The organism is Pseudomonas sp. BAV 4579 (assembly GCF_009765395.1).
Classification (GTDB): Bacteria; Pseudomonadota; Gammaproteobacteria; order Pseudomonadales; family Pseudomonadaceae; genus Chryseomonas; species Chryseomonas aestiva.
Genome location: NZ_WHOV01000026.1, coordinates 13,452 through 32,764 on the forward strand (window position 1 = coordinate 13,452; position 19,313 = coordinate 32,764).

22 protein-coding genes are annotated in these 19,313 nt (G+C 64.9%); 6 read left to right on the forward strand and 16 right to left on the reverse strand.

Annotation, left to right across the window (positions count from 1 at the left end; genetic code table 11):
* Positions 1–43: 43 nt before the first annotated feature.
* The 9 genes from GSQ95_RS08075 to ffh all read right to left on the reverse strand — a co-directional run bounded on the left by GSQ95_RS08075 (position 44) and on the right by ffh (position 7,109).
* Positions 44–1,348, reverse strand: a complete 1,305-nt coding sequence (locus GSQ95_RS08075; RefSeq protein ID WP_158891327.1) for a homoserine dehydrogenase — start codon at positions 1,346–1,348, stop codon at positions 44–46.
* Positions 1,349–1,408: 60 nt separating this feature from the next.
* The gene (locus GSQ95_RS08080; protein WP_158891329.1) at positions 1,409–2,134 is read right to left on the reverse strand and encodes a thioredoxin fold domain-containing protein; all 726 of its coding nucleotides are present in this window, start codon (positions 2,132–2,134) and stop codon (positions 1,409–1,411) included.
* 50 nt (positions 2,135–2,184) lie between these two features.
* Positions 2,185–3,075, reverse strand: a complete 891-nt coding sequence (xerD, locus tag GSQ95_RS08085; protein ID WP_158891331.1) for a site-specific tyrosine recombinase XerD — start codon at positions 3,073–3,075, stop codon at positions 2,185–2,187.
* Complete coding sequence (locus GSQ95_RS08090) at positions 3,072–3,485, reverse strand: acyl-CoA thioesterase (RefSeq protein ID WP_158891333.1); 414 nt, start codon at positions 3,483–3,485, stop codon at positions 3,072–3,074. The genes xerD and GSQ95_RS08090 overlap by 4 nt, the downstream gene beginning before the upstream one ends.
* A 69-nt stretch (positions 3,486–3,554) precedes the next feature.
* Positions 3,555–3,905, reverse strand: coding sequence for a 50S ribosomal protein L19 (gene rplS / locus GSQ95_RS08095; RefSeq protein WP_007160957.1), 351 nt, complete (start codon positions 3,903–3,905; stop codon positions 3,555–3,557).
* A gap of 42 nt (positions 3,906–3,947) precedes the next feature.
* Entirely contained in the window at positions 3,948–4,685 is a 738-nt protein-coding gene (trmD, locus tag GSQ95_RS08100) for a tRNA (guanosine(37)-N1)-methyltransferase TrmD (RefSeq protein WP_158891335.1), read from the reverse strand.
* Positions 4,686–4,688: 3 nt separating this feature from the next.
* The gene (rimM, locus tag GSQ95_RS08105; RefSeq protein ID WP_158891337.1) at positions 4,689–5,225 is read right to left on the reverse strand and encodes a ribosome maturation factor RimM; all 537 of its coding nucleotides are present in this window, start codon (positions 5,223–5,225) and stop codon (positions 4,689–4,691) included.
* A gap of 5 nt (positions 5,226–5,230) precedes the next feature.
* Entirely contained in the window at positions 5,231–5,479 is a 249-nt protein-coding gene (rpsP, locus tag GSQ95_RS08110) for a 30S ribosomal protein S16 (RefSeq protein ID WP_017640797.1), read from the reverse strand.
* Between the two features lie 250 nt (positions 5,480–5,729).
* On the reverse strand, positions 5,730–7,109 hold the full coding sequence (ffh, locus tag GSQ95_RS08115; RefSeq protein WP_158891339.1) for a signal recognition particle protein: 1,380 nt from the start codon (positions 7,107–7,109) through the stop codon (positions 5,730–5,732).
* Between the two features lie 420 nt (positions 7,110–7,529).
* Between ffh and GSQ95_RS08125 the strand changes: the two genes are divergently transcribed.
* Both GSQ95_RS08125 and GSQ95_RS08130 read left to right on the forward strand, forming a co-directional pair.
* Positions 7,530–8,330 carry an inner membrane protein YpjD gene (locus GSQ95_RS08125; RefSeq protein WP_158891341.1) on the forward strand — a complete coding sequence of 267 codons (801 nt, stop codon included), beginning with the start codon at positions 7,530–7,532 and terminating at the stop codon, positions 8,328–8,330.
* A gap of 188 nt (positions 8,331–8,518) precedes the next feature.
* Positions 8,519–9,823 (forward strand): MFS transporter, encoded by a 1,305-nt coding sequence (locus GSQ95_RS08130; RefSeq protein ID WP_158891343.1) that lies wholly within the window; start codon positions 8,519–8,521, stop codon positions 9,821–9,823.
* Positions 9,824–9,884: 61 nt separating this feature from the next.
* Here the strand turns inward: GSQ95_RS08130 and purT are convergent, their stop codons facing one another.
* From purT to GSQ95_RS08145, 3 genes are all read right to left on the reverse strand, one after another.
* A complete protein-coding gene (gene purT / locus GSQ95_RS08135; protein WP_158891345.1) occupies positions 9,885–11,066 on the reverse strand; it encodes a formate-dependent phosphoribosylglycinamide formyltransferase in 1,182 nt (393 codons plus the stop codon).
* A 21-nt stretch (positions 11,067–11,087) separates the two neighbouring features.
* Positions 11,088–11,285 carry a DUF1289 domain-containing protein gene (locus GSQ95_RS08140; protein WP_058792006.1) on the reverse strand — a complete coding sequence of 66 codons (198 nt, stop codon included), beginning with the start codon at positions 11,283–11,285 and terminating at the stop codon, positions 11,088–11,090.
* A 77-nt stretch (positions 11,286–11,362) separates the two neighbouring features.
* Entirely contained in the window at positions 11,363–11,950 is a 588-nt protein-coding gene (locus GSQ95_RS08145; protein WP_158891347.1) for a CoA pyrophosphatase, read from the reverse strand.
* A 127-nt stretch (positions 11,951–12,077) separates the two neighbouring features.
* Here GSQ95_RS08145 and GSQ95_RS08150 point away from each other — a divergent pair, with 127 nt between their 5' ends.
* Positions 12,078–12,632 (forward strand): NUDIX hydrolase, encoded by a 555-nt coding sequence (locus GSQ95_RS08150; protein ID WP_158891349.1) that lies wholly within the window; start codon positions 12,078–12,080, stop codon positions 12,630–12,632.
* Between the two features lie 86 nt (positions 12,633–12,718).
* Positions 12,719–13,192, forward strand: coding sequence for a murein L,D-transpeptidase family protein (locus tag GSQ95_RS08155; protein WP_372240046.1), 474 nt, complete (start codon positions 12,719–12,721; stop codon positions 13,190–13,192).
* 255 nt (positions 13,193–13,447) lie between these two features.
* Here GSQ95_RS08155 and GSQ95_RS08160 read toward each other — a convergent pair whose 3' ends face one another.
* From GSQ95_RS08160 to GSQ95_RS08175, 4 genes are read right to left on the reverse strand one after another with little or no spacing between them, the layout of a single operon-like run.
* Complete coding sequence (locus GSQ95_RS08160; protein ID WP_158891353.1) at positions 13,448–14,602, reverse strand: ABC transporter ATP-binding protein; 1,155 nt, start codon at positions 14,600–14,602, stop codon at positions 13,448–13,450.
* 10 nt (positions 14,603–14,612) lie between these two features.
* On the reverse strand, positions 14,613–15,272 hold the full coding sequence (locus GSQ95_RS08165) for an ABC transporter permease (protein ID WP_133861270.1): 660 nt from the start codon (positions 15,270–15,272) through the stop codon (positions 14,613–14,615).
* Positions 15,273–15,275: 3 nt separating this feature from the next.
* A complete protein-coding gene (locus GSQ95_RS08170; protein WP_158891355.1) occupies positions 15,276–16,178 on the reverse strand; it encodes a glycine betaine ABC transporter substrate-binding protein in 903 nt (300 codons plus the stop codon).
* 9 nt (positions 16,179–16,187) lie between these two features.
* Positions 16,188–16,898: an ABC transporter permease gene (locus GSQ95_RS08175; RefSeq protein WP_158891357.1), complete on the reverse strand. Its 711-nt coding sequence runs from the start codon at positions 16,896–16,898 to the stop codon at positions 16,188–16,190.
* A 721-nt stretch (positions 16,899–17,619) separates the two neighbouring features.
* Between GSQ95_RS08175 and GSQ95_RS08180 the strand changes: the two genes are divergently transcribed.
* A complete protein-coding gene (locus tag GSQ95_RS08180; protein WP_158891359.1) occupies positions 17,620–17,811 on the forward strand; it encodes a hypothetical protein in 192 nt (63 codons plus the stop codon).
* Positions 17,812–18,110: 299 nt separating this feature from the next.
* Positions 18,111–19,157 carry a glycoside hydrolase family 5 protein gene (locus tag GSQ95_RS08185; RefSeq protein WP_158891361.1) on the forward strand — a complete coding sequence of 349 codons (1,047 nt, stop codon included), beginning with the start codon at positions 18,111–18,113 and terminating at the stop codon, positions 19,155–19,157.
* Positions 19,158–19,313 lie beyond the last annotated feature (156 nt).

Sequence of the window (19,313 nt, forward strand, 5' to 3'; positions counted from 1 at the left end):
TCGACCTCGGGAAAGACGGCGGCGCCGGGCGCCGCCAGGCTGCTCAGTTCAGGTGCTCGACGCGGATGCGGACGACATCGCCGACGACATCGTCCAGGGCTTCCAGGGCGGTGATGGCCTCGACCATGTGGCGCTCGGTCACGCGATGGGTCAGCAGGATCATGGGCACCAGGCCGTCATGTTCCTCGGCTTCCTTCTGCATGATGGACTCGATGTTGATGCCACGCGCCGAGAGGATGCTCGCCACCTGGGCCAGCACGCCCGGGTGATCCTTGGCCTGGATGCGCAGATAGTAGGCGCTCTCGCAGGCCTCGATCGACAGCACCGGATGGTCGGACAGCGCATCGGGCTGGAAGGCCAGGTGCGGCACGCGATTCTCGGGATCCGAGGTCATGGCGCGCACCACGTCCACCAGGTCGGCCACCACCGCCGAGGCGGTCGGCTCCTGCCCGGCACCGGCGCCGTAGAACAGCGTCGAGCCGACGGCGTCGCCATTGACCATCACCGCGTTCATCACGCCGTTGACGTTGGCGATCAGGCGATCGGCCGGGATCAGCGTCGGGTGCACCCGCAGTTCGATGCCCTGGGCGTTGCTGCGCGCCACGCCCAGGTGCTTGATGCGATAGCCCAGCGCCTCGGCGTAGCCGACGTCGGCGGTGGTCAGGCGGGTGATGCCCTCGGTGTAGGCCTTGTCGAATTGCAGCGGGATGCCGAAGGCGATGGAGGCGAGGATGGTCAGCTTGTGGGCGGCATCTATGCCTTCGACGTCAAAGGTCGGATCGGCCTCGGCATAGCCCAGCGCCTGGGCTTCGGCCAGGACATCGGGAAAGGTGCGACCCTTCTCGCGCATCTCGGAGAGGATGAAGTTGCCGGTGCCGTTGATGATGCCGGCCACCCAGTTGATGCGGTTGGCGGCCAGGCCTTCGCGCAGCGCCTTGATCACCGGGATGCCGCCGGCCACCGAGGCCTCGAAGGCGACGATCACGCCCTGCTCGCGTGCCTTGGCGAAGATCTCGTTGCCGTGCACGGCGATCAGCGCCTTGTTGGCGGTGACCACGTGCTTGCCGTTGGCGATGGCGCGCAGCACCAGTTCGCGGGCCAGGGTGTAGCCACCGATCAGCTCCACCACCACGTCGATCTCGGGGTTGTCGGCCACCGCCAGGACATCGGCGGTGATCGGCGTGCTGCCGGTATCGCACTGGGGATTGGGTCGGCGCTGGGCGATCTGCGCCACCTCGATACCCCGCCCGGCGCGCCGGGCGATTTCCTCGGCGTTGCGCTTGAGTACGTTGAAGGTCCCACTGCCCACGGTACCCAGACCACAGATGCCTACTTTGACCGGCTTCACACCCTTATCCCCCTATCAGGTGGCGCCGCTCCGCAGCGCCGTTGAAATCTTTCGCAGCGCCTAGCGGGCGCTGATTGCCGCTTCCGCCAGCTGGTCGGCCGGCTGGTAGCCCGGGATCATCTGGCCATCGGCGAGAATGATCGCCGGCGTGCCCTGGATGCCCATGTTCTGCCCCAGCGCGAATTGCTGGGCGACCGGATTCTGGCAGCTCTCGGACTTGACCTCACGGCCGGTGAACATCTGGTTCAGCGCCGCCGGCTTGTCCTTGGCGCACCACACCGCCTCCAGCTGCTTGGAACCCGGCGAGCCCATGCCCTGGCGCGGGAAAGCCAGGTAGCGCACCTCGATACCGCGCTTGTTCAGCTCGGGCACCTCGGCGTGCAACTTCTGGCAATAGGGGCAGGTGGTGTCGGTGAAGACGGTGATATGCGCCTTGGTCTCGCCCTGGGCGGGATAGACGATCATCTGGTTGCGATCGAGGCCATTGATCTGCCGCGCCACGGCGACGTTCTCGGCCTTCTCGGTCAGGTTGGAGGCCTTGCCGTCCTTGACCTGGTACAGATAGCCCTGCATGACGAACTGGCCATCGCCGCTGGCATAGAGCACGCGGCCGCCCTTGAGCTGGACCTGGTAGAGGCCTTCCAGCGGACTCTTGGCGATGGACTCGATGGCGAGATTGGGTTGCAGCGCGGTCAGGCTCTGGCGAATGGCCTGCTCAGGTTCGGCCTGAGCCAGTTGCACGCCGAGCCCCAGGCAAGCGGCGAGCAACAGTTGGGAAATACGCATGTTTGACTCCTGTTGAGACGCCGGCAAGCCTACCACAGACCTGCCGGCTACTACCCCCGCGGATGGTGCTGGGCGTGCAGTTGCTGCAGCCGCACGCGGGCGACGTGGGTGTAGATCTGGGTGGTGGACAGGCTGGTATGGCCGAGCAGCATCTGCACCGTGCGCAGATCCGCGCCGTGATTGAGCAGATGGGTGGCGAAGGCGTGCCTGAGGGTATGCGGCGAAAGCGAGGTGCGGATGCCGGCCACCTGGGCATGCAGCTTGATGCGGTGCCAGAAGGTCTGCCGGGTCATGGGCGTGCCTCTCTGGCTGGGAAAGAGGATGTCGCCGGGCTGGCCGCCCAGCAGCAGCGGCCGCGCGGTCTTCAGATAGCTTTCCAGCCAGGCGATGGCCTCTTCGCCCAGGGGAATCAGCCGCTCCTTGCTGCCCTTGCCGAAGACCCGCAGCGAGCCTTCGCGCAGATTGATCTCGTCGAGGGTCAGGCTGATCAGTTCGGTCACCCGCAGGCCGGTGGCATAAAGCACCTCGAGCATGGTGCGATCGCGCAAACCCAGGGTGTCCTCGGTATCCGGCGCGGCCAGCAGGGCTTCCACATCCGCCTCGGACAGACTCTTGGGCAACGGCGCGCCCAGCTGCGGCATGCTCACCAGCAGCGTCGGGTCCTCGGCGATCCGCCCTTCGCGCACGCCGTACTTGTAGAAGCTGCGCAGGCCGGAGAGAAAGCGCGCCGTGGAACGCGCCTGGTAACCCTCACTCAGGCGCCAGCCGAGATGATCGAGCACGGCGTCACGGCCGACCGTCTCCAGGGTCAGACCCCTGCTCTCCAGCCAGCGGGCGAAGGCCAGCAGATCGGTGCGATAGGCGCTGCGGGTATGGGGCGACAGCCCCTTTTCCAGCCACAGGGCGTCGAGGAATTCCTCGATCAGCCGTTCGGCGCTCACGTGGCGAAGCCGGGCAGCACTGGCGTCGGCTTGCCCTCGTCATCGACGGCGACAAAGCTGAAGGCGCCGTTGATGGCGCGTTCGCGCCCTTCCGCCAGCATGCCTTCGACGAAGACCTCCACCTGCACCTTGATGCTGGTGTTGCCAACCTTCACCACCCGGCCGATCAGCTCGACGATGGAGCCGGCGGGAATGGGGTGGTTGAAATCGATCCGGTCGGTGGAGACCGTGACCAGCGGCTTGCGGCAGAAGCGCGTCGCGGTGATGAAGGACACCTCGTCCATCCAGGCCAGGGCGGTGCCGCCGAACAGGGTGTCGTGATGATTGGTGGTGGGCGGGAAGACCGCCTTGGCCACCCGGGTTTCCGACAGCGCCGTGCGCCGCTGGATTTCCGCTTCGCGGGTGCTCATATCGGTAATACCTCGAACCTCAGAAACGAAAAAAGCAGCCGAAGCTGCTTTTTTCTGGTCACGCCGCGATCAGGAAAGCTTTTCCTTGATGCGGGCAGCCTTGCCGGACAGTTCGCGCAGGTAGTACAGCTTGGCCTTGCGCACGTCACCGCGGCGCTTGACGCTCAGGCTGTCGACCAGCGGGCTGTAGGTCTGGAAGGTACGCTCGACGCCAACGCCGTTGGAGATCTTGCGTACGGTGAAGGCGCTGTTCAGGCCGCGGTTACGCTTGCCGATCACCACGCCTTCGAAGGCCTGCAGACGCTGACGGTCGCCTTCCTTCACCTTAACCTGGACAATCACGGTGTCGCCGGGGGCGAACGCCGGGATTTCTTTGTTCATCTGCTCAGCTTCGATCTGGGCAATGATTTTGTTGGTCATGTCACTCTGCTCCTAAGACAGGCCGCGGCCCGCCATCGATACCTAACTATCGTTCCGCTGACGGAGATATTCCGCCAACAGGTTCTGCTCTTCCCCAGAAAGCGAGCGGCCATCCAGAAGATCGGCGCGTCGCTCCGCAGTGCGTCCCAGGGACTGCTGCAGGCGCCAGCGCCGGATATGCTCGTGGTTACCACTGAGCAACACGTCGGGTACGCGACGGCCCTCGTACACCTCGGGTCGGGTGTAGTGCGGGCAATCGAGCAGGCCGTCGGTAAACGAGTCCTGCTCGGCGGAATCCGCATGCCCCAAGGCTCCGGGCAGCAGTCGCGTAACCCCATCGATCAGCACCATGGCCGGCAATTCACCGCCGGACAGCACATAGTCGCCAATCGACCATTCTTCATCCACGTGCGTCTCGATGAAACGCTCGTCGATGCCTTCGTAACGCCCGGCGATGAGGATCAGATGCTCCTCCTGCGCCAGTTCCCGTACCGCCGCCTGGTCGAGCTTGCGACCCTGGGGGGACAGGTAGATCACCTTCGCCGCCGAATCACCCTTGGCATCGGCCAGGGCGCGCTCCAGCGGCTGGATCTTCATGACCATGCCGGGACCGCCGCCAAAGGGCCGGTCGTCCACGGTCTGGTGGCGATCCTCGGTATAGCTGCGCGGGTTGTAGCAGGTCAGCTCCAGGAGCCCCTGCTTCATCGCGCGACCGCTGACGCCATAGGCGCTCACGGCGTCGAACATCTCGGGAAAGAGGCTGATGACATCGATACGCATGGATCAGAAATCCGCGTCCCAGTCGACCTGCATCTCACCCTTGGCCAGATCCACCGCCAGCACGTACTGGTCGGGCAGATAGGGCAACAGACGCTCACGATCGTCGAGGCTGCCTGCACAGGGCAGGACCACCATGACGTCGTTGGCCCCGGTCTCCAGCAGATGATCCACCACACCCAGCCACTGGCCTTCGCGATTGATCACCTTGAGACCTTCCAACTGATGCCAGTAGTAGTCACCGGCGCCCAGCTGGGGCAATTCGCTGCGCGGCACGCAGATCTCGAAACCGGCCATCAGGCGGGCTTCTTCACGATCGTCCAGGCCCTGCAGACGTACCGTCAGGACCTTGCCGTGCAACCGACCGCCGAGCACCTTGACCTGCCGGGTCTCGCCTTCGCGTCTGAGCGTCCAGGTCCGATAGTCCAGCAGATTGTCGAGCGGATCGGTAAAGGAGTAGATCTTGAGCTCACCGCGTACGCCGAAGACCGAAACTATCTTGCCCAGGACCACCAGGTCGGGGGCGGAGGTCGGCGTACTCATGATCTTCAGGCGGTAGCCTGAGCGCTCTTGAGCAGCTGAGCGACGCGCTCGGACGGCTGGGCGCCCTGCGACAGCCAGTAGCTGGCACGCTCTTGATCCACCGACAGACGGATTTCGGCGCCGCTGGCCACCGGATTGAAGAAACCGATGCGCTCGACGAAACGACCATCACGCGCATTGCGGCTGTTGGTCACGGTCAGGTGGTAGAAGGGGCGCTTCTTGGAGCCGCCACGGGCTAGACGGATGGTTACCATTGAACTTCGTTCCTGTAGTCGGTGCTTGTAGCTGTGGGCACACTGGGCCACATGGCCCGAAAGGCCGCATATTCTAAGGGCTGTCACCCGGTTTGCCAATGGCTTTAAACGGCGCCCTCGGCATTGCGGCAGGCTGGAGACTCCAGCAGCGGAGCCTCGTCGCTCGCGAAGGTGCATCAGCACTGGTGCCGACGCCCTTCACAGAGCCCTTGCCGGTGCCGACCATCTGGCGACGGGCGGCACCAGGAAATCACATCTTGGGCATGCCGCCGCCGGGGAGCATGCTGCCCATGCCGCGCATCATCTTGGCCATGCCACCCTTGGCGGTGACCTTCTTCATCATCTTCTGCATCTGCTTGTGTTGCTTGATGAGGCGGCCGACGTCCTGCACCTGGGTACCGGAACCCAGGGCGATACGCTTCTTGCGCGAGCCGCTGATCAGCTCCGGATCACGGCGCTCGGCCGGGGTCATGGAGTCGATGATGGCTTCCATCTGCTTGAAATGCTTTTCCGCGGCGCCCTGGGCATTGCCCATCTGCTGGATGTTCACACCGCCCATCATGGTCGGCAGCTTGTCCATCAGCGAACCCAGGCCGCCCATGTTCTTCATCTGGCGCAACTGGTCGCGGAAGTCTTCGAGATCGAAGCCCTTGCCCTTCTTGAGCTTCTTGGCCAGCTTGTCGGCCTTCTCGCGATCCAGGGTCTGCTCGGCCTGCTCGATCAGCGAGAGGACGTCGCCCATGCCGAGGATGCGCGAGGCGACGCGATCCGGGTGGAAGGGATCGAGGGCTTCGCTCTTCTCACCCATGCCGATGAACTTGATCGGCTTGCCGGTGATGTGGCGGACCGACAGGGCGGCACCGCCCCGGGCATCGCCATCAACCTTGGTCAGGATCACGCCGGTCAGCGGCAGGGCGTCGTTGAAGGCCTTGGCGGTGTTGGCGGCGTCCTGACCGGTCATGGCGTCGACCACGAACAGGGTCTCGGCCGGCTTGGTGGCGGCATGCACCTGCTGGATCTCCGCCATCATCTCGCTATCGATGTGCAGGCGACCGGCGGTGTCGACGATAACCACGTCGATGAACTTGAGCTTGGCCTCACGGATGGCGGCCTGGGCGATCTCCACCGGCTTCTGGCTGATGTCGGAGGGGAAGAAGGTGACCCCCACCTCCCCGGCCAGGGTCTCCAGCTGCTTGATGGCGGCTGGGCGGTAGACGTCGGCGGAGACGACCATGACGGTCTTCTTCTTGCGTTCCTTGAGGAAGCGCGCCAGCTTGCCCGCGGTGGTGGTCTTGCCCGCACCCTGCAGGCCGGCCATGAGGATGACCGCCGGCGGCGCGACGTTGAGCGCCAGATCCTCGTTCGCCGCGCCCATGATGGCTTCGAGTTCGGCGCGCACGATCTTCACGAAGGCCTGTCCCGGCGTCAGGCTCTTGGACACCTCGGTGCCGACCGCCCGCTCCTTGACCCGGTTGACGAACTCCTTGACCACCGGCAGGGCGACGTCCGCCTCGAGCAACGCCATGCGCACCTCGCGCAGGGTGTCCTTGATGTTGTCTTCGGTGAGCTTGGCCTTGCCGGTGATGTGGCGCAGGCTTTGGGACAGGCGGTCTGTGAGATTCTCGAACATGCGGACATCCAGGGCAGAAACGGCGGCTGACCGGCAAGTATAACGAAAGAGCGCCTGACCAGGGATAGCCGCTGGGGCCTGTACCGCGTGAATCCGTCAGCAGTGCCCGATTCGGCGGGCAGCCGGGAAGGGAAAGACAGGCATCGGCGCCTTGGCCGATGCCCGAGGGGACGGGATCAGAAAATCAGCGAGAAGATGCCGATGACCACCACCAGGCCGATCAGAAAGATGATGCCCATGGTACCGCCGAGAAATTTAAGCATGGTCGCGACCTCTTCTAGATATGTACCTCTTGGGACCACCCGGTGGCGGCAAGGGTTCGCCCAGTCTGGCCAGCCGGCGCCAGGGCGCGGCTCAGACTTTCTGTACCGCCCTGTCTGTGCCACACTCGCCTGCTTTCCGCTCTGCTGAAACCGGACCATGCACGCCCTGCTGCCCACCCTCCTGGCCGCCGCCCTCTATCTGCTCGCGACCCTCTACCAGGGCAGTTGCCTGCTGCGCAAACAGCCATCGAACAAGCCCCTGGTCCTGGGTGCCGGCATCCTGGCCCTGCTGCCCCACGCCCTGGCGGTCTACCTGCAGCTGATTCTCGAGCCGACCCTGAGCCTGGACTTCTTCGACGCCTCGAGCCTGATCTCAGCGACCGCCATCGCCCTGATGCTGATCGGTTGCCTGCGCATGCCGCTGCAACCCTTGCTGGTACTGGTCTATCCCCTCGGCGCCGTCACCGCGCTGCTGGCCGAATTCGTGCCGCCGGGCACCGTGACCCCGCTGGACGTATCGCCCAAGATCGTCGTGCACGTACTGCTGTCGATCATCGCCTATGGTCTCTTCACCCTGGCGGTGCTGCAGTCCTGCCTGGTGCTGCTGCAGAACCGTCAACTCAAGAACAAGCACCCCTCGGGACTGATCCGCAGCTTTCCGCCGCTACAGACCATGGAAAGCCTGCTGTTCGGCTTTCTCTGGGCGGGCTGGGTAGTGCTGTCACTGGCGCTGATCTCCGGCTGGTTCTTTGTCGAGGACATGTTCGCCCAGCACCTGATCCACAAGACGGTGCTCTCCTGCATCGCCTGGGTGGTGTTCGGCATCCTGCTGTGGGGTCGCCATCGCCTGGGCTGGCGCGGCCATACGGCGATCCGCTGGACGCTGCTGGGCTTCATCCTGCTGATGCTGGCCTACTTCGGTAGCAAGCTGGTGCGGGAATTCATCCTGCATCGTTGACAGTCGTCGTTCCACTACCTGCATAATCAGGCGACCGAACCACGTTCGGCGCGACCCGGCCAACAGCCGCTTCGCGCCCGGCACGTCATAACAGGTCGTCCCGCCCGTCCCCATCCTCGGACAGCCGCTGCCCCATCGGGCCGCTCCGGCAGACGCCTCCTACAAGAACGACTGCCCGGTACCCCTGCATGTCCACGACCGCTGCCGCCTTCGACGCGTCCACCTCCGTGCCGCGTAATTCCCCCACCCGCGTGGCCACCGCCAGCTTCATCGGCACCGCCATCGAGTTCTACGACTTCTATGTCTATGCCACGGCCGCGGCCCTGGTGATCGGCCCCGTGTTCTTTCCCCAGGGCGCGGGCATAGCCCAGACCCTCAGCGCCTTCATCACCTTTGGCATCGCCTTCCTGGCGCGCCCCCTGGGTTCGCTGCTGTTCGGCCATTTCGGCGATCGCATCGGCCGCAAGTCCACGCTGGTGGCCTCGCTGCTGCTGATGGGCATCTCCACCACCCTGATCGGTCTCCTGCCCGGCTATGCCAGCATCGGCGTCTGGGCACCGATCCTGCTGTGCCTGCTGAGATTCGGCCAGGGCCTGGGCCTGGGTGGCGAATGGGGCGGCGCGGCGCTGCTGGCCACCGAGAATGCCCCACCCGGCAAGCGCGCCTGGTTCGGCATGTTCCCCCAGCTCGGCCCCTCCATCGGCTTCCTCATGGCCAACGGCCTGTTCCTGGCCCTGGCGCTGCTGCTGGACGACGAGCAATTCCGCGCCTGGGGCTGGCGCATCCCCTTCCTGCTCAGTGCCCTGCTGGTGGTGGTCGGCCTCTATGTGCGGTTGTCGCTGCACGAGACGCCGGTGTTCGCCGAGGCCATGGCCCGTCGCGAGAAGCTGCGCCTGCCCATGGTCGAGACCTTCGGCAAGCACGGCAAGGCGGTGCTGCTGGGCGCCCTGAGCATGGTGGTGTGCTACGCCCTCTTCTACATCTCCACGGTGTTCTCGTTGAGCTACGGGGTGAAGAACCTCGGCTACAGCCGCCAGGAATTCCTCGGCCTGCTCTGCGTGGCGGTGCTGTTCATGGCTCTGGCCACGCCGCTGTCGGCCTGGCTGGCGGATCGCTTCGGCCGCAAGCCGGTACTGGCGGTGAGCGCCATCGCCGCCCTGCTGTCGGGCTTCGCCATGGAGCCGCTGCTGACCCATGGTTCCAGCCAGGCGGTGGGTCTGTTCCTGGCCCTGGAGCTGTTTCTCATGGGCATGACCTTCGGCCCCATGGGCGCCCTGCTGCCGGAAATCTTCCCGACCCGGGTGCGCTACACCGGCGCCTCGGCTGCCTACAACCTGGGTGGCATCCTCGGCGCCTCCCTGGCGCCCTATGCCGCGCAGCAACTGGTGGAAGCCGGCGGCCTGAGCTGGGTGGGCGGCTATGTCTCGGCGGCGGCGGCCATCAGCCTGGTGGCGGTGCTGTGCATGCGCGAAACGCGCGACCAATCGCTGTAGATTTTTTCTAGCCAAGAAAAAGGGCCCCGCGGGGCCCTTTTTTCGTGATGCGCAGACGGCGTTACAACTCGACCTTCACCGCCTCGGACGCACGCACGGCCTTGGCCCGCGCGGCCTCGATGCTTTCATCGCGGGCCAGGGCCACGCCCATGCGGCGTTGTCCCTTCACCTCCGGCTTGCCGAACAGACGCAGTGCGGTGTCGGGTTCGGCCAGGGCCGCACCCAGGTTGGCGAAGGCGGTCTGGCGCGAGTCGCCGTCCACCAGGATCACCGCCGAGGCCGAAGGGCCGAACTGGCGGATGGTGGGAATCGGCAGGCCGAGGATGGCCCGGGCATGCAGGGCGAATTCGGAGAGATCCTGGGAGATCAGGGTCACCAGGCCGGTGTCATGGGGCCGCGGCGAGACTTCGCTGAACCAGACCTGGTCGCCCTTGACGAACAGCTCCACGCCGAACAGGCCGCGACCGCCCAGGGCCTCGGTGACGGCGCGAGCGACCCGCTCGGATTCGGCCAGGGCCCGCTCGCTCATGGCCTGGGGCTGCCAGGACTCGTGGTAGTCGCCCTTGACCTGGCGATGCCCGACCGGCGCGCAGAAGGAGGTGCCGCCGACGTGGCGCACGGTCAGCAGGGTGATCTCGTAGTCGAAGTCGACGAAACCCTCGACGATCACCCGGCCCTTGCCGGCACGCCCGCCTTCCTGGGCGTACTGCCAGGCGGCCTGCAGCTCGTCGGCGCTGCGCAGCAGACTCTGGCCCTTGCCCGAGGAACTCATGATCGGCTTGACCACGCAGGGATAGCCCAGCGCCTCGGCGGCGGCGGCGTAGTCCTCGTAGGTGTCGGCGAAGTGATAGGGCGAGGTGGGCAGGCCCAGCTCCTCGGCGGCGAGGCGACGGATGCCTTCGCGATTCATGGTCAGTTGGGCCGCACGGGCGGTGGGCACCACGGTGTAGCCCTCGCCTTCCAGCTCCACCAGGGTGGCGGTGGCGATGGCTTCGATTTCCGGCACGATGAAGTGCGGCTGCTCGCGCTCGATCACCGCGCGCAGGGCGGCACCGTCGAGCATGTCGATGACGTGACTGCGGTGGGCGACCTGCATGGCCGGGGCATCGGCGTAGCGATCCACGGCGATGACCTCGACGCCCAGGCGCTGCAGTTCGATGACGACTTCCTTGCCCAGTTCGCCGGAGCCGCAGAGCAGCACGCGGGTGGCGCTGGGGGACAGGGGGGTACCGATACGGGGCATGACAGATCTCTCCGGCTGATATCAGGTCAGGAAGGCCGCACCGCCCGCCCGCGCCCGCTCGTCGCAGCGCAGCAGCACCTCGCGGCGCTCGCTGTCGCTCATGGACATCCAGCGGGTGATCTCGGCGGCGCTGCGCTGGCAACCGATGCAGATGTCCTGTTCGTCCAGGGCACAGACATGGACGCAGGGCGAACGCACGGGTGAATCGGCGGTGGTCATGCGGCTTCCCTCGAATGGCCGCGCATTGTGCCCGTTAATACCAAATTTGGCATGTGCCTTTACCTTGCCGATACCGCTCAATCCCGCTTGGGCGGTGCCTTGAGCACGATGCCGGCGTCGTACAGCAGGTTGACCAGTTCGACGATGATCACCGCGGTCAGCCCCCAGATGCGGTGCTCGCCATATTGATAGCTGGGCACCTGCCAGCGCAGGCCATCGTGGTCGACCCGGAAGGTGTAATCCGGCGGCACCTCGCAGAAGAACCGCAGGGGCACGGTGAAGATCGCGGCGATCTCGGCTTCGCTGGGAATGTATTCGAGCTGATCCGGAATCAGCGCGACGATGGGGGTCACCGCCAGGCCGTAGCGCGACACCAACGGACTCAGGGGCGCGATGACTTCCACCAGACCCGGTGGCAGCCCGACCTCTTCCTCGGCCTCGCGCAGGGCGGTGGCCACCAGGTCGGCATCCTCGGGATCGCGCCGCCCGCCCGGCAGGGCCACCTCGCCGCCGTGGGTGGACAGGTTGCTGGCCCTCAGGGTGAGCAGCAACTCGGGATGCTCGCCACGAATGATGGGCACCAGCACCGCCGCTTCCTGGTAGCTTTCGGTGCCGCTCAGGGTGCGCGGCTGATAGTGACGCAGGCGCTGGAGCAACTCATCCACGCCAAGATTCTCCCTTGCTCATCGTATCCCCTGGATCATGGCACGCCCGCCGGGCAATCCCAAGTCCTGCCATCGCTTGCGAGGCCCGGGAGCCTCCCGGCACACTGCAGCAAAACGAGGATGAACCATGAAGCATTGCAATCACTGTGGCGGCCTGCTGGAAGCGCGCATTCCCGCAGGTGACAACCGGATGCGCCTGGTCTGCCGCCAGTGCGGCGCAGTGCATTATCAGAATCCGCGGGTGGTGGCTGGCTGCCTGGCGACCTGGGAGGGCAAGGTGTTGCTCTGCCAGCGCGCGATCGAGCCGCGCCAGGGTTACTGGACGCTGCCGGCGGGCTTCATGGAAAACGGCGAGACCACCACCGAGGCCGCCGCCCGCGAGACCTTCGAGGAAGCCGGCGCGCAGGTGCAGGGCCTGGCGCTCTATACCCTCTTCGATCTACCGCACATCGATCAGATCTACATGCTGTTCCGTGGCGAGCTGGTCGACGGCCGCTTTGCCGTCGGTGAGGAAAGTCTCGATGTGCGCCTTCTGGACGAAGCCGACATCCCCTGGTCGTCTCTGGCTTTTCCGACCATCAAGCGAACACTAGAATGCTTTTTCGCTGACCGCCGTCGCGGCGAGTATCCGTTGCGTCACGAGGGCATGGCGCCCATGGTGGTCGCACCCAAGCCTGCCTGAGCTCTTCCGAGGATCTTCCCGACATGCGTCCGTTGCACCTGTTGTTGGCGCTCTGCTATGTGCTGTGCGGTTCGTTGCTTCCCCAGCTGGCTCAGGCCAGCACCAGCGTCACGGTGATCCGCCAGCCGGCCGCGCCGCTGATCGACAAGGTGCTGGTGATCAAGTCGCGCAACCAGCTGCAACTGCTCAGCGGCGATACCGTGATGAAGTCCTATCGCATCTCGCTGGGCAAGAATCCCCGCGGCCCCAAGCTGCGCGAGGGCGACCAGCGTACGCCGGAAGGCTTCTACTGGATCGACTGGCGCAAGACCAGCGACAAGTTCAACCTGGCCATGCACATCTCCTATCCCAACCGGGAGGATCTGGCTCGCGCGCATCAGGCTGGCGTGCCCCCAGGCAGCATGATCATGCTGCACGGTACGCCCATCGACGAGGAATACCCCGAGTGGTACTTCAACTCGCTGAACTGGACCAATGGCTGCGTCGCGCTGACCAACCAGGACATGCGTGAGGTCTGGAGCCTGGTCAAGGACGGCACCCTGATCGAGATCCGCCCCTGAGAGTCTATCCAAAGGCTGCTGCGCGCCGGCCGAACCGCGCTGAAGAGGCCCTGGGTCGCCAGCCCGACCCGAGCGGTCCAGTCGCAATGCTCATCTACCCTTCGTAAACTCGCGCGCGAGCCCGGTCGAGCGCGAGTCCGGTCGAGCGCGAGTCCGATCCGCTTCCTCAGGTGTCTTCGCGGGGCCGCCCAGGCCTTGTTTGGCTCTGGCTCGCGAACCTCTGCACAGACTCTGCGCCGACAGGATTCCCCTGTCCTACCCCGCCACCTGCTCCGCCGGCGAGACGATGGTGGTCTTGCCACGCGACCGACCGCTGCTGAGATAGTCGGCGATGGACTCCTGGGTGACCTCGCCAAGGAAGTCGTTGTCGGCGCTGAGCACCGGCAGCCAGGAGGTGTTGAACTGATACATGCGTGACAGCAGGATGCGCAGGTGCTCGTCGAAGGCCGCAGTGGCCTTGAACGGGGTGACAAAGGGCGCCACCGGCCCGCTCTGGCCGCGCAGGTCACGCCGACGCACGTAGCCCAGGCCCTTGTTGGCGGCATCCGTCACCACCACATGGCGGCGGTCGTGCTCTTCCATCAACTCCACGGCGTCGCCGATCAGGGTTTCGGCCTGGATCGACGGGGCATTGTCGGCCGCGTCCTCGGCACGGATCAGCAAGAGGCGCTTGAGGGTGCTGTCCTGGCCGACGAAGTTGCTGACGAATTCATCCTTGGGATGGGCCAGCAGGGTGTCCGGATGGTCGAACTGCACCAGGCGGCCGCCACGGAACACGGCGATCTTGTCGCCCAGGCGGATGGCTTCGTCGATGTCATGGCTGACCATGATCACCGTCTTGTTCAGCGCCCGCTGCATCTGGAAGAACTCGTTCTGGATGGCGTCGCGGTTGATCGGGTCCACCGCACCGAAGGGTTCGTCCATCAGCAGCAGCGGCGCCTCGGCCGCCAGGGCGCGGATCACCCCAATGCGCTGCTGCTGGCCGCCGGAGAGCTCGCGCGGATAGCGCGACAGGTACTGCCTGGGTTCGAGCTGCACCATGCTCATCAATTCAGTGGCGCGCTCGCGGCATCTCTTCTTGTCCCAGCCCAAGAGCTTGGGCACCACCGTGATGTTCTCCTCGATGGTCATGTTGGGAAACAGACCGATCTGCTGGATCACGTAGCCGATGTGTCTCCTGAGGGTCACCTCGTCAATGCCGGTGGTGTCCTCGCCATTGATCAGTACCCGTCCCGAGGTGGGTTCGATTAGGCGGTTGATCATCTTCAGGGTGGTGGTCTTGCCGCAGCCGGAGGGGCCGAGGAAGACGCAGATCTGGCCCTCCTCCACGGTGAGGCTCACGGCGTCCACCGCGGTCACGTCCTTGCCGTGCTGCTTGAAGGTCTTGGTCAGGCGGTCGAGTTCGATCATCTGGGGCTCCTTAAGAGGCGCTGCGCAGGCCGCGCGGGGTGAGGCGGCGTTGCAGCCACTGCAGGACGAGGTCGGCGACGATGGCCAGCAGGCTGACCAGCACGGCGCCGACGATGAGGGTGGCCATGTCGCTGCGACTGATGGCGGTGAGGATGAGCACGCCCAGGCCACCGGCGCCGATGGTGGCGGCGATGGTCATGACGCCGATGTTCATGACCACGGCGGTGCGCACCCCGGCCAGGATCACCGGCAGGGCGATGGGCAGCTCGACCATGCGCAGGCGCTGCCAGAAGGTCATGCCGATGCCGGCGCCCGCCTCGCGGATCCCCGGCTCGACGCTGGTCAGCGCCAGGTAGGTGTTTCTCAGGATCGGCAGCAGCGAATAGAGGAACACCGCGGTGATCGCCGGCAGCGGACCGAGGCCCTGGCCGAACTTGGAGTAGAAGGGCAGCAAGAGACCGAACAGGGCGATGGAAGGCAGCGTCATGACCACCGTGGCCAGCGCCTGCAGCGGTCCGGCCAGCGCAGGGTAGCGGGTCATGAGGATGCCCAGGGGCACGCCCACCAGGATCGCCAGGGTCACGGCGACGCCGACCAGGGTGATGTGCTGGCGGGTCAGTTCGAGGACCTGCAGCCAGTCGATGTGATTGAAGGAGGTGACGAAATCCATGGGTCATTGCCCTCCGTCTAGGGGATGCCGGGCAAGGAAGTCGCGAGCTACCTGGGCCGGGGTCTGTCGCTCGATGTCCACCTTGGCGTTGAGCTGGCGCATGGTGGCCTGGTCCAGGCTTTCCGCCAGGGGCTTGAGCAGCATGGCGAGATCCGGATGCCTTTCCAGGTACCGGGCGTTCACCACCGGCGCGGCGGTGTAGTCGGGGAAGTAGCCCTTGTCGTCTTCCAGCACCTTGAGCTTGAAGGCGTCCAGGCGGCCGTCGGTGGTGTAGACCAGGCCGGTGAAGACCTGGCCGTTGCGCAGGGCGGTGTAGACCAGGCCCGGGTCCATCTGGCGGATGTCATCGCGGGTGTAGCTCAGGCCATAGGCCTTGACCAGGCCGGCGAGGCCGTCGGAGCGGTTGGCGAACTCGATGTCCAGCGCGGTGAGGTGGCGCTTGCCCGCCTCGGCCTTGAGCAGCCCAGCCAGGTCACTGATGCTGTTGAGTTCGGGATGCTGCCGGGCGACCTGCTCCGGCAGCGCCAGGGCATAGGTGTTGTTGAAGCGGGTGGGCGCCAGCCAGGCCAGACCGACCTTGGCGTCCAGCTGCTTGACCCGCTGGTAGGAGGCGTCCTTGTCCAGTCGTTCGGTGACATGGTTGTAGGCCACCAGCGAGGTACCGGTGTATTCCCAGGTGAGGTCGAGCTGGGCGTTCTTCACGCCATTCCAGGCGATGGTGCTGCCCAGGCCGCCGACGATCTCCGGCTGGTAGCCGTGCCTGGACAGATACTGCCCGGTGAGTTCGGCGAGGATGGCCTGCTCGGTGAAGACCTTGGCACCGATGCGGATCGGATCGGCCTGGGCAGCACTGGCCAGTGTCAATCCGAACCAGGCGGCGCCCAGGGCGATAAGCAACTTCTTCATCTCGTCTCCTTAGCGGGCCAGGCCGCGTTCCAGCCAGAGGCGACTGGCGAGCAGCACCAGGCCATCCAGCAGCAGCGCCAGCAGTGCGGTGGCGGCGGCGCCCAGCAGCAGCTGTGACTGGTTCTCCAGGGCGATGGCGGGAAAGATCAGGCTGCCCAGGCTATTGGCGCCGATGAGAAATACCAGCGGCGTGGTGCCGACATTGATCGCCAGGGCAACCCGAACCCCGCCGATGATGATGGGCACGGCATTGGGCAGCTCGACCTCGGTCAGCACCTGGGTAGGCGTCATGCCGATGCCAGTAGCCGCTTCCTTGAGCGAGGCGGGTACGTTCTTCAGCCCCTCGTAGGTGTTGCGCACGATGGGCAGCAGCGAGGCGAGGAACAGCGCCAGGATCGCCGGTCCGTCGCCAATGCCGACGATGCCCAGGGCAATGGCCAACACCGCCAGCGGCGGTACGGTATTGCCGATGTTGAACACCTGCATGAAGCGCTCGGCGCTGCGGGCGAATCGCGGTCGACTGAGCAGCACCCCTGCGGGGAGTCCCACCAGCAGCGCCAATACCATGGAAACGACCACCAGATAGAGATGGGCCTGGAGATAGAACAGCAGATCCGCGCGATAGGTAGCGAGGGTATCCCTACCGATCCAGTGCACCAGCAGTGCCAGGATCACCACTCCCACGGCCGTACCGAGCAGGAGGGTCTTGAACTTCGCCATGTCAGGCTCCTTCAACGGGCGGACAGGCCGCATGCCTTCCGAGTGCGGACCTCGCGACAGGCGCGAGGCGCAGGACGGCTGTCCGGGTTCAGGGTCGAGACACAGCAGGGCATGGCGGGTATGCCGGCTGGACCAACGGGGCACTGCGGATCTCGGATCTGCCTAGCCCTTGGGTGTCGCTCCCTAGGGAACGTCATGGCGCCTTGCCTCGACCGAAGAGATTGACGCCCATCGCAGTCGATAGTTCGTCAGCTCCCTTTCAGGCTAACCCAATAGACTCGCTCAATGCCAATCCGATCGCGAAAACTGCATGGCTTGACAGGGTGAAAGGCCCGGGCGAGAGGCGCTCATACCGCATCGAAGGCGAGAGGCGCGGGCTAGAGCCGCCGATGAATGTGTGACGATAAATTTAATACACTTACTGTTAGCTGCTTAGCAGCACCAGCGCGAACCCGGTCGCAGATAACGTCGCGAGCCGCCTCGGTTTCGTGGAGCGCCACACAACCTGCCTGACGTACGGTCATCACTGAAACATCTTTCTGTGCGCCAGTACGGTGACGAGGTTTTGGCACCTATTTATCATGCCGACGAGTGGCTGACGCTTTGAGGGAACATTCAGCCATACCAAGGTCAATAGGTGGCCCAGTGATAGCACCAAGCGCCATTCCTGGTACCGCTATAAAAACAGACTATTCATTGAGCTAACTTCAAAGGGAACGTTATGAATGACATGACGGCTTGTGCATCGTTGGACTCTGCTGTTCTATCCTCTGCCCCCGTAATGCTGCTGCAACCCAAGGTGGAAAATTGGGTCGTGGTCTATGCTCATGGCGGTCTGATCGCCGATTTCGATGACGAGGCTTCGGCCCGCCGCGAAGCCGAGCAGTGGGCTGGCATCTGCCTGCGTCGCTGAAAACCGCTTTCGAATGATCTGCCTGCGCCATCAACCGATGGAAAGCAGTCACAGGCAGCTCATTACCTGCTCCAGCGTCCTTCATCCCGCCCCTCGCCAGACGCCCCCACGTCCGGCCTTGCGCTGTCCGCCAGCCTACCCAGCTCGCATTTCCGCTGATTTCGCCTGGCATTAACGTTGTCTGGCGCACCTTCTGAGCGTTGCACTGCAACTTCCCGGCGTCTCTTCAGGCCTGATGGCGAGTCGAGCCCCTGCGCCCGATCACCCAACGTCTTCCGTCACTGTCCGGGACCTTGCCGATGACGCTACGCCTGAAATCCGCTATCACCACCCTGTTCGCCCTGCTCTGCCTGGCAGCCACACCGGTCACCCAGGCCGCTCCGCGGGATTTCCCCACCGATCTGGTCGGACTGAATTTCTCCGGTGCCGGCTTCGCCCCTCACGTACTGCCGGGCAAACCGGGCACCAACTATTTCTTTCCCGACGCCGGTCATTACCGGCGCTGGGCGGCCAAGGGTATCCGGGTGATCCGCTTCCCGGTCATCTGGGAGCGCCTGCAGCCGCGTCTGGGGCAACCCCTGGATCCCGCCTACGCCAAGCTGATCGACCAGACCCTGGACAACGCCAAGCGCTATCGCATGAGCGTGATCCTGGATCTGCACAATTACATGAGATACCGCGGCCAGATCATCGGCAGCGCGGCGGTGCCCTATCCGGCCTATGCCGATGTCCTGCGGCGAATCGCCCAGCGCTGGCACGAGCACCCTGCCCTGGCCGCCTACGACATCATGAACGAGCCCCACGATGCGGTTGAGCAGTGGCCGGTGGCGGCGCAGCATGGCATCGACGCCGTGCGTGACGTCGATCGGACGCGACCGATCCTGATCGAGGGCAACGGCTGGTCCAGCAGCTATCTCTGGCCGCGCTACAACACCAAGCTGCTCGGCCTCAAGGATCCGGCCGACAACCTGATCTATTCGGCGCACGTCTATTTCGACAACGACGGTGGCGGCAAATACCTCAAAAAGGACATGACCGATTTCGACCCGGATGTCGGCATCCGCCGGGTCGAGCCCTTCATCACCTGGCTCAAGCAACACGGCAAGCGCGGTCACATCGGCGAGTTCGGCGTACCGGACAACGATCCGCGCTGGCTGGCAGCCATGGACAGGTTGCTGGCACGGCTGCGGCAGGAATGCATTCCGGCCATGTATTGGGCAGCCGGTCCCAACTGGGGCGACTACCCACTGGCGATCGAGCCGGTCAAGGGCAAACCCCGGCCGCAGTGGAGCGTGCTGCAGAAGTACGTGAAGCCCGCCGACTGCCAGGCGCTGGGCCCGCGCTGACCGTAGCGCCGCCGGGCGAACCAGGCGGCACCTTCTTGCAGTTATGCGACAACATGTCCGGAAATCGGTGACTGCAATCACAAAACGCCTGGCCATGGACGGCCGGGCAAGAACTTGCTGGCTTTTGGCGATCAAAATGTAACAGCAAGTAATAGT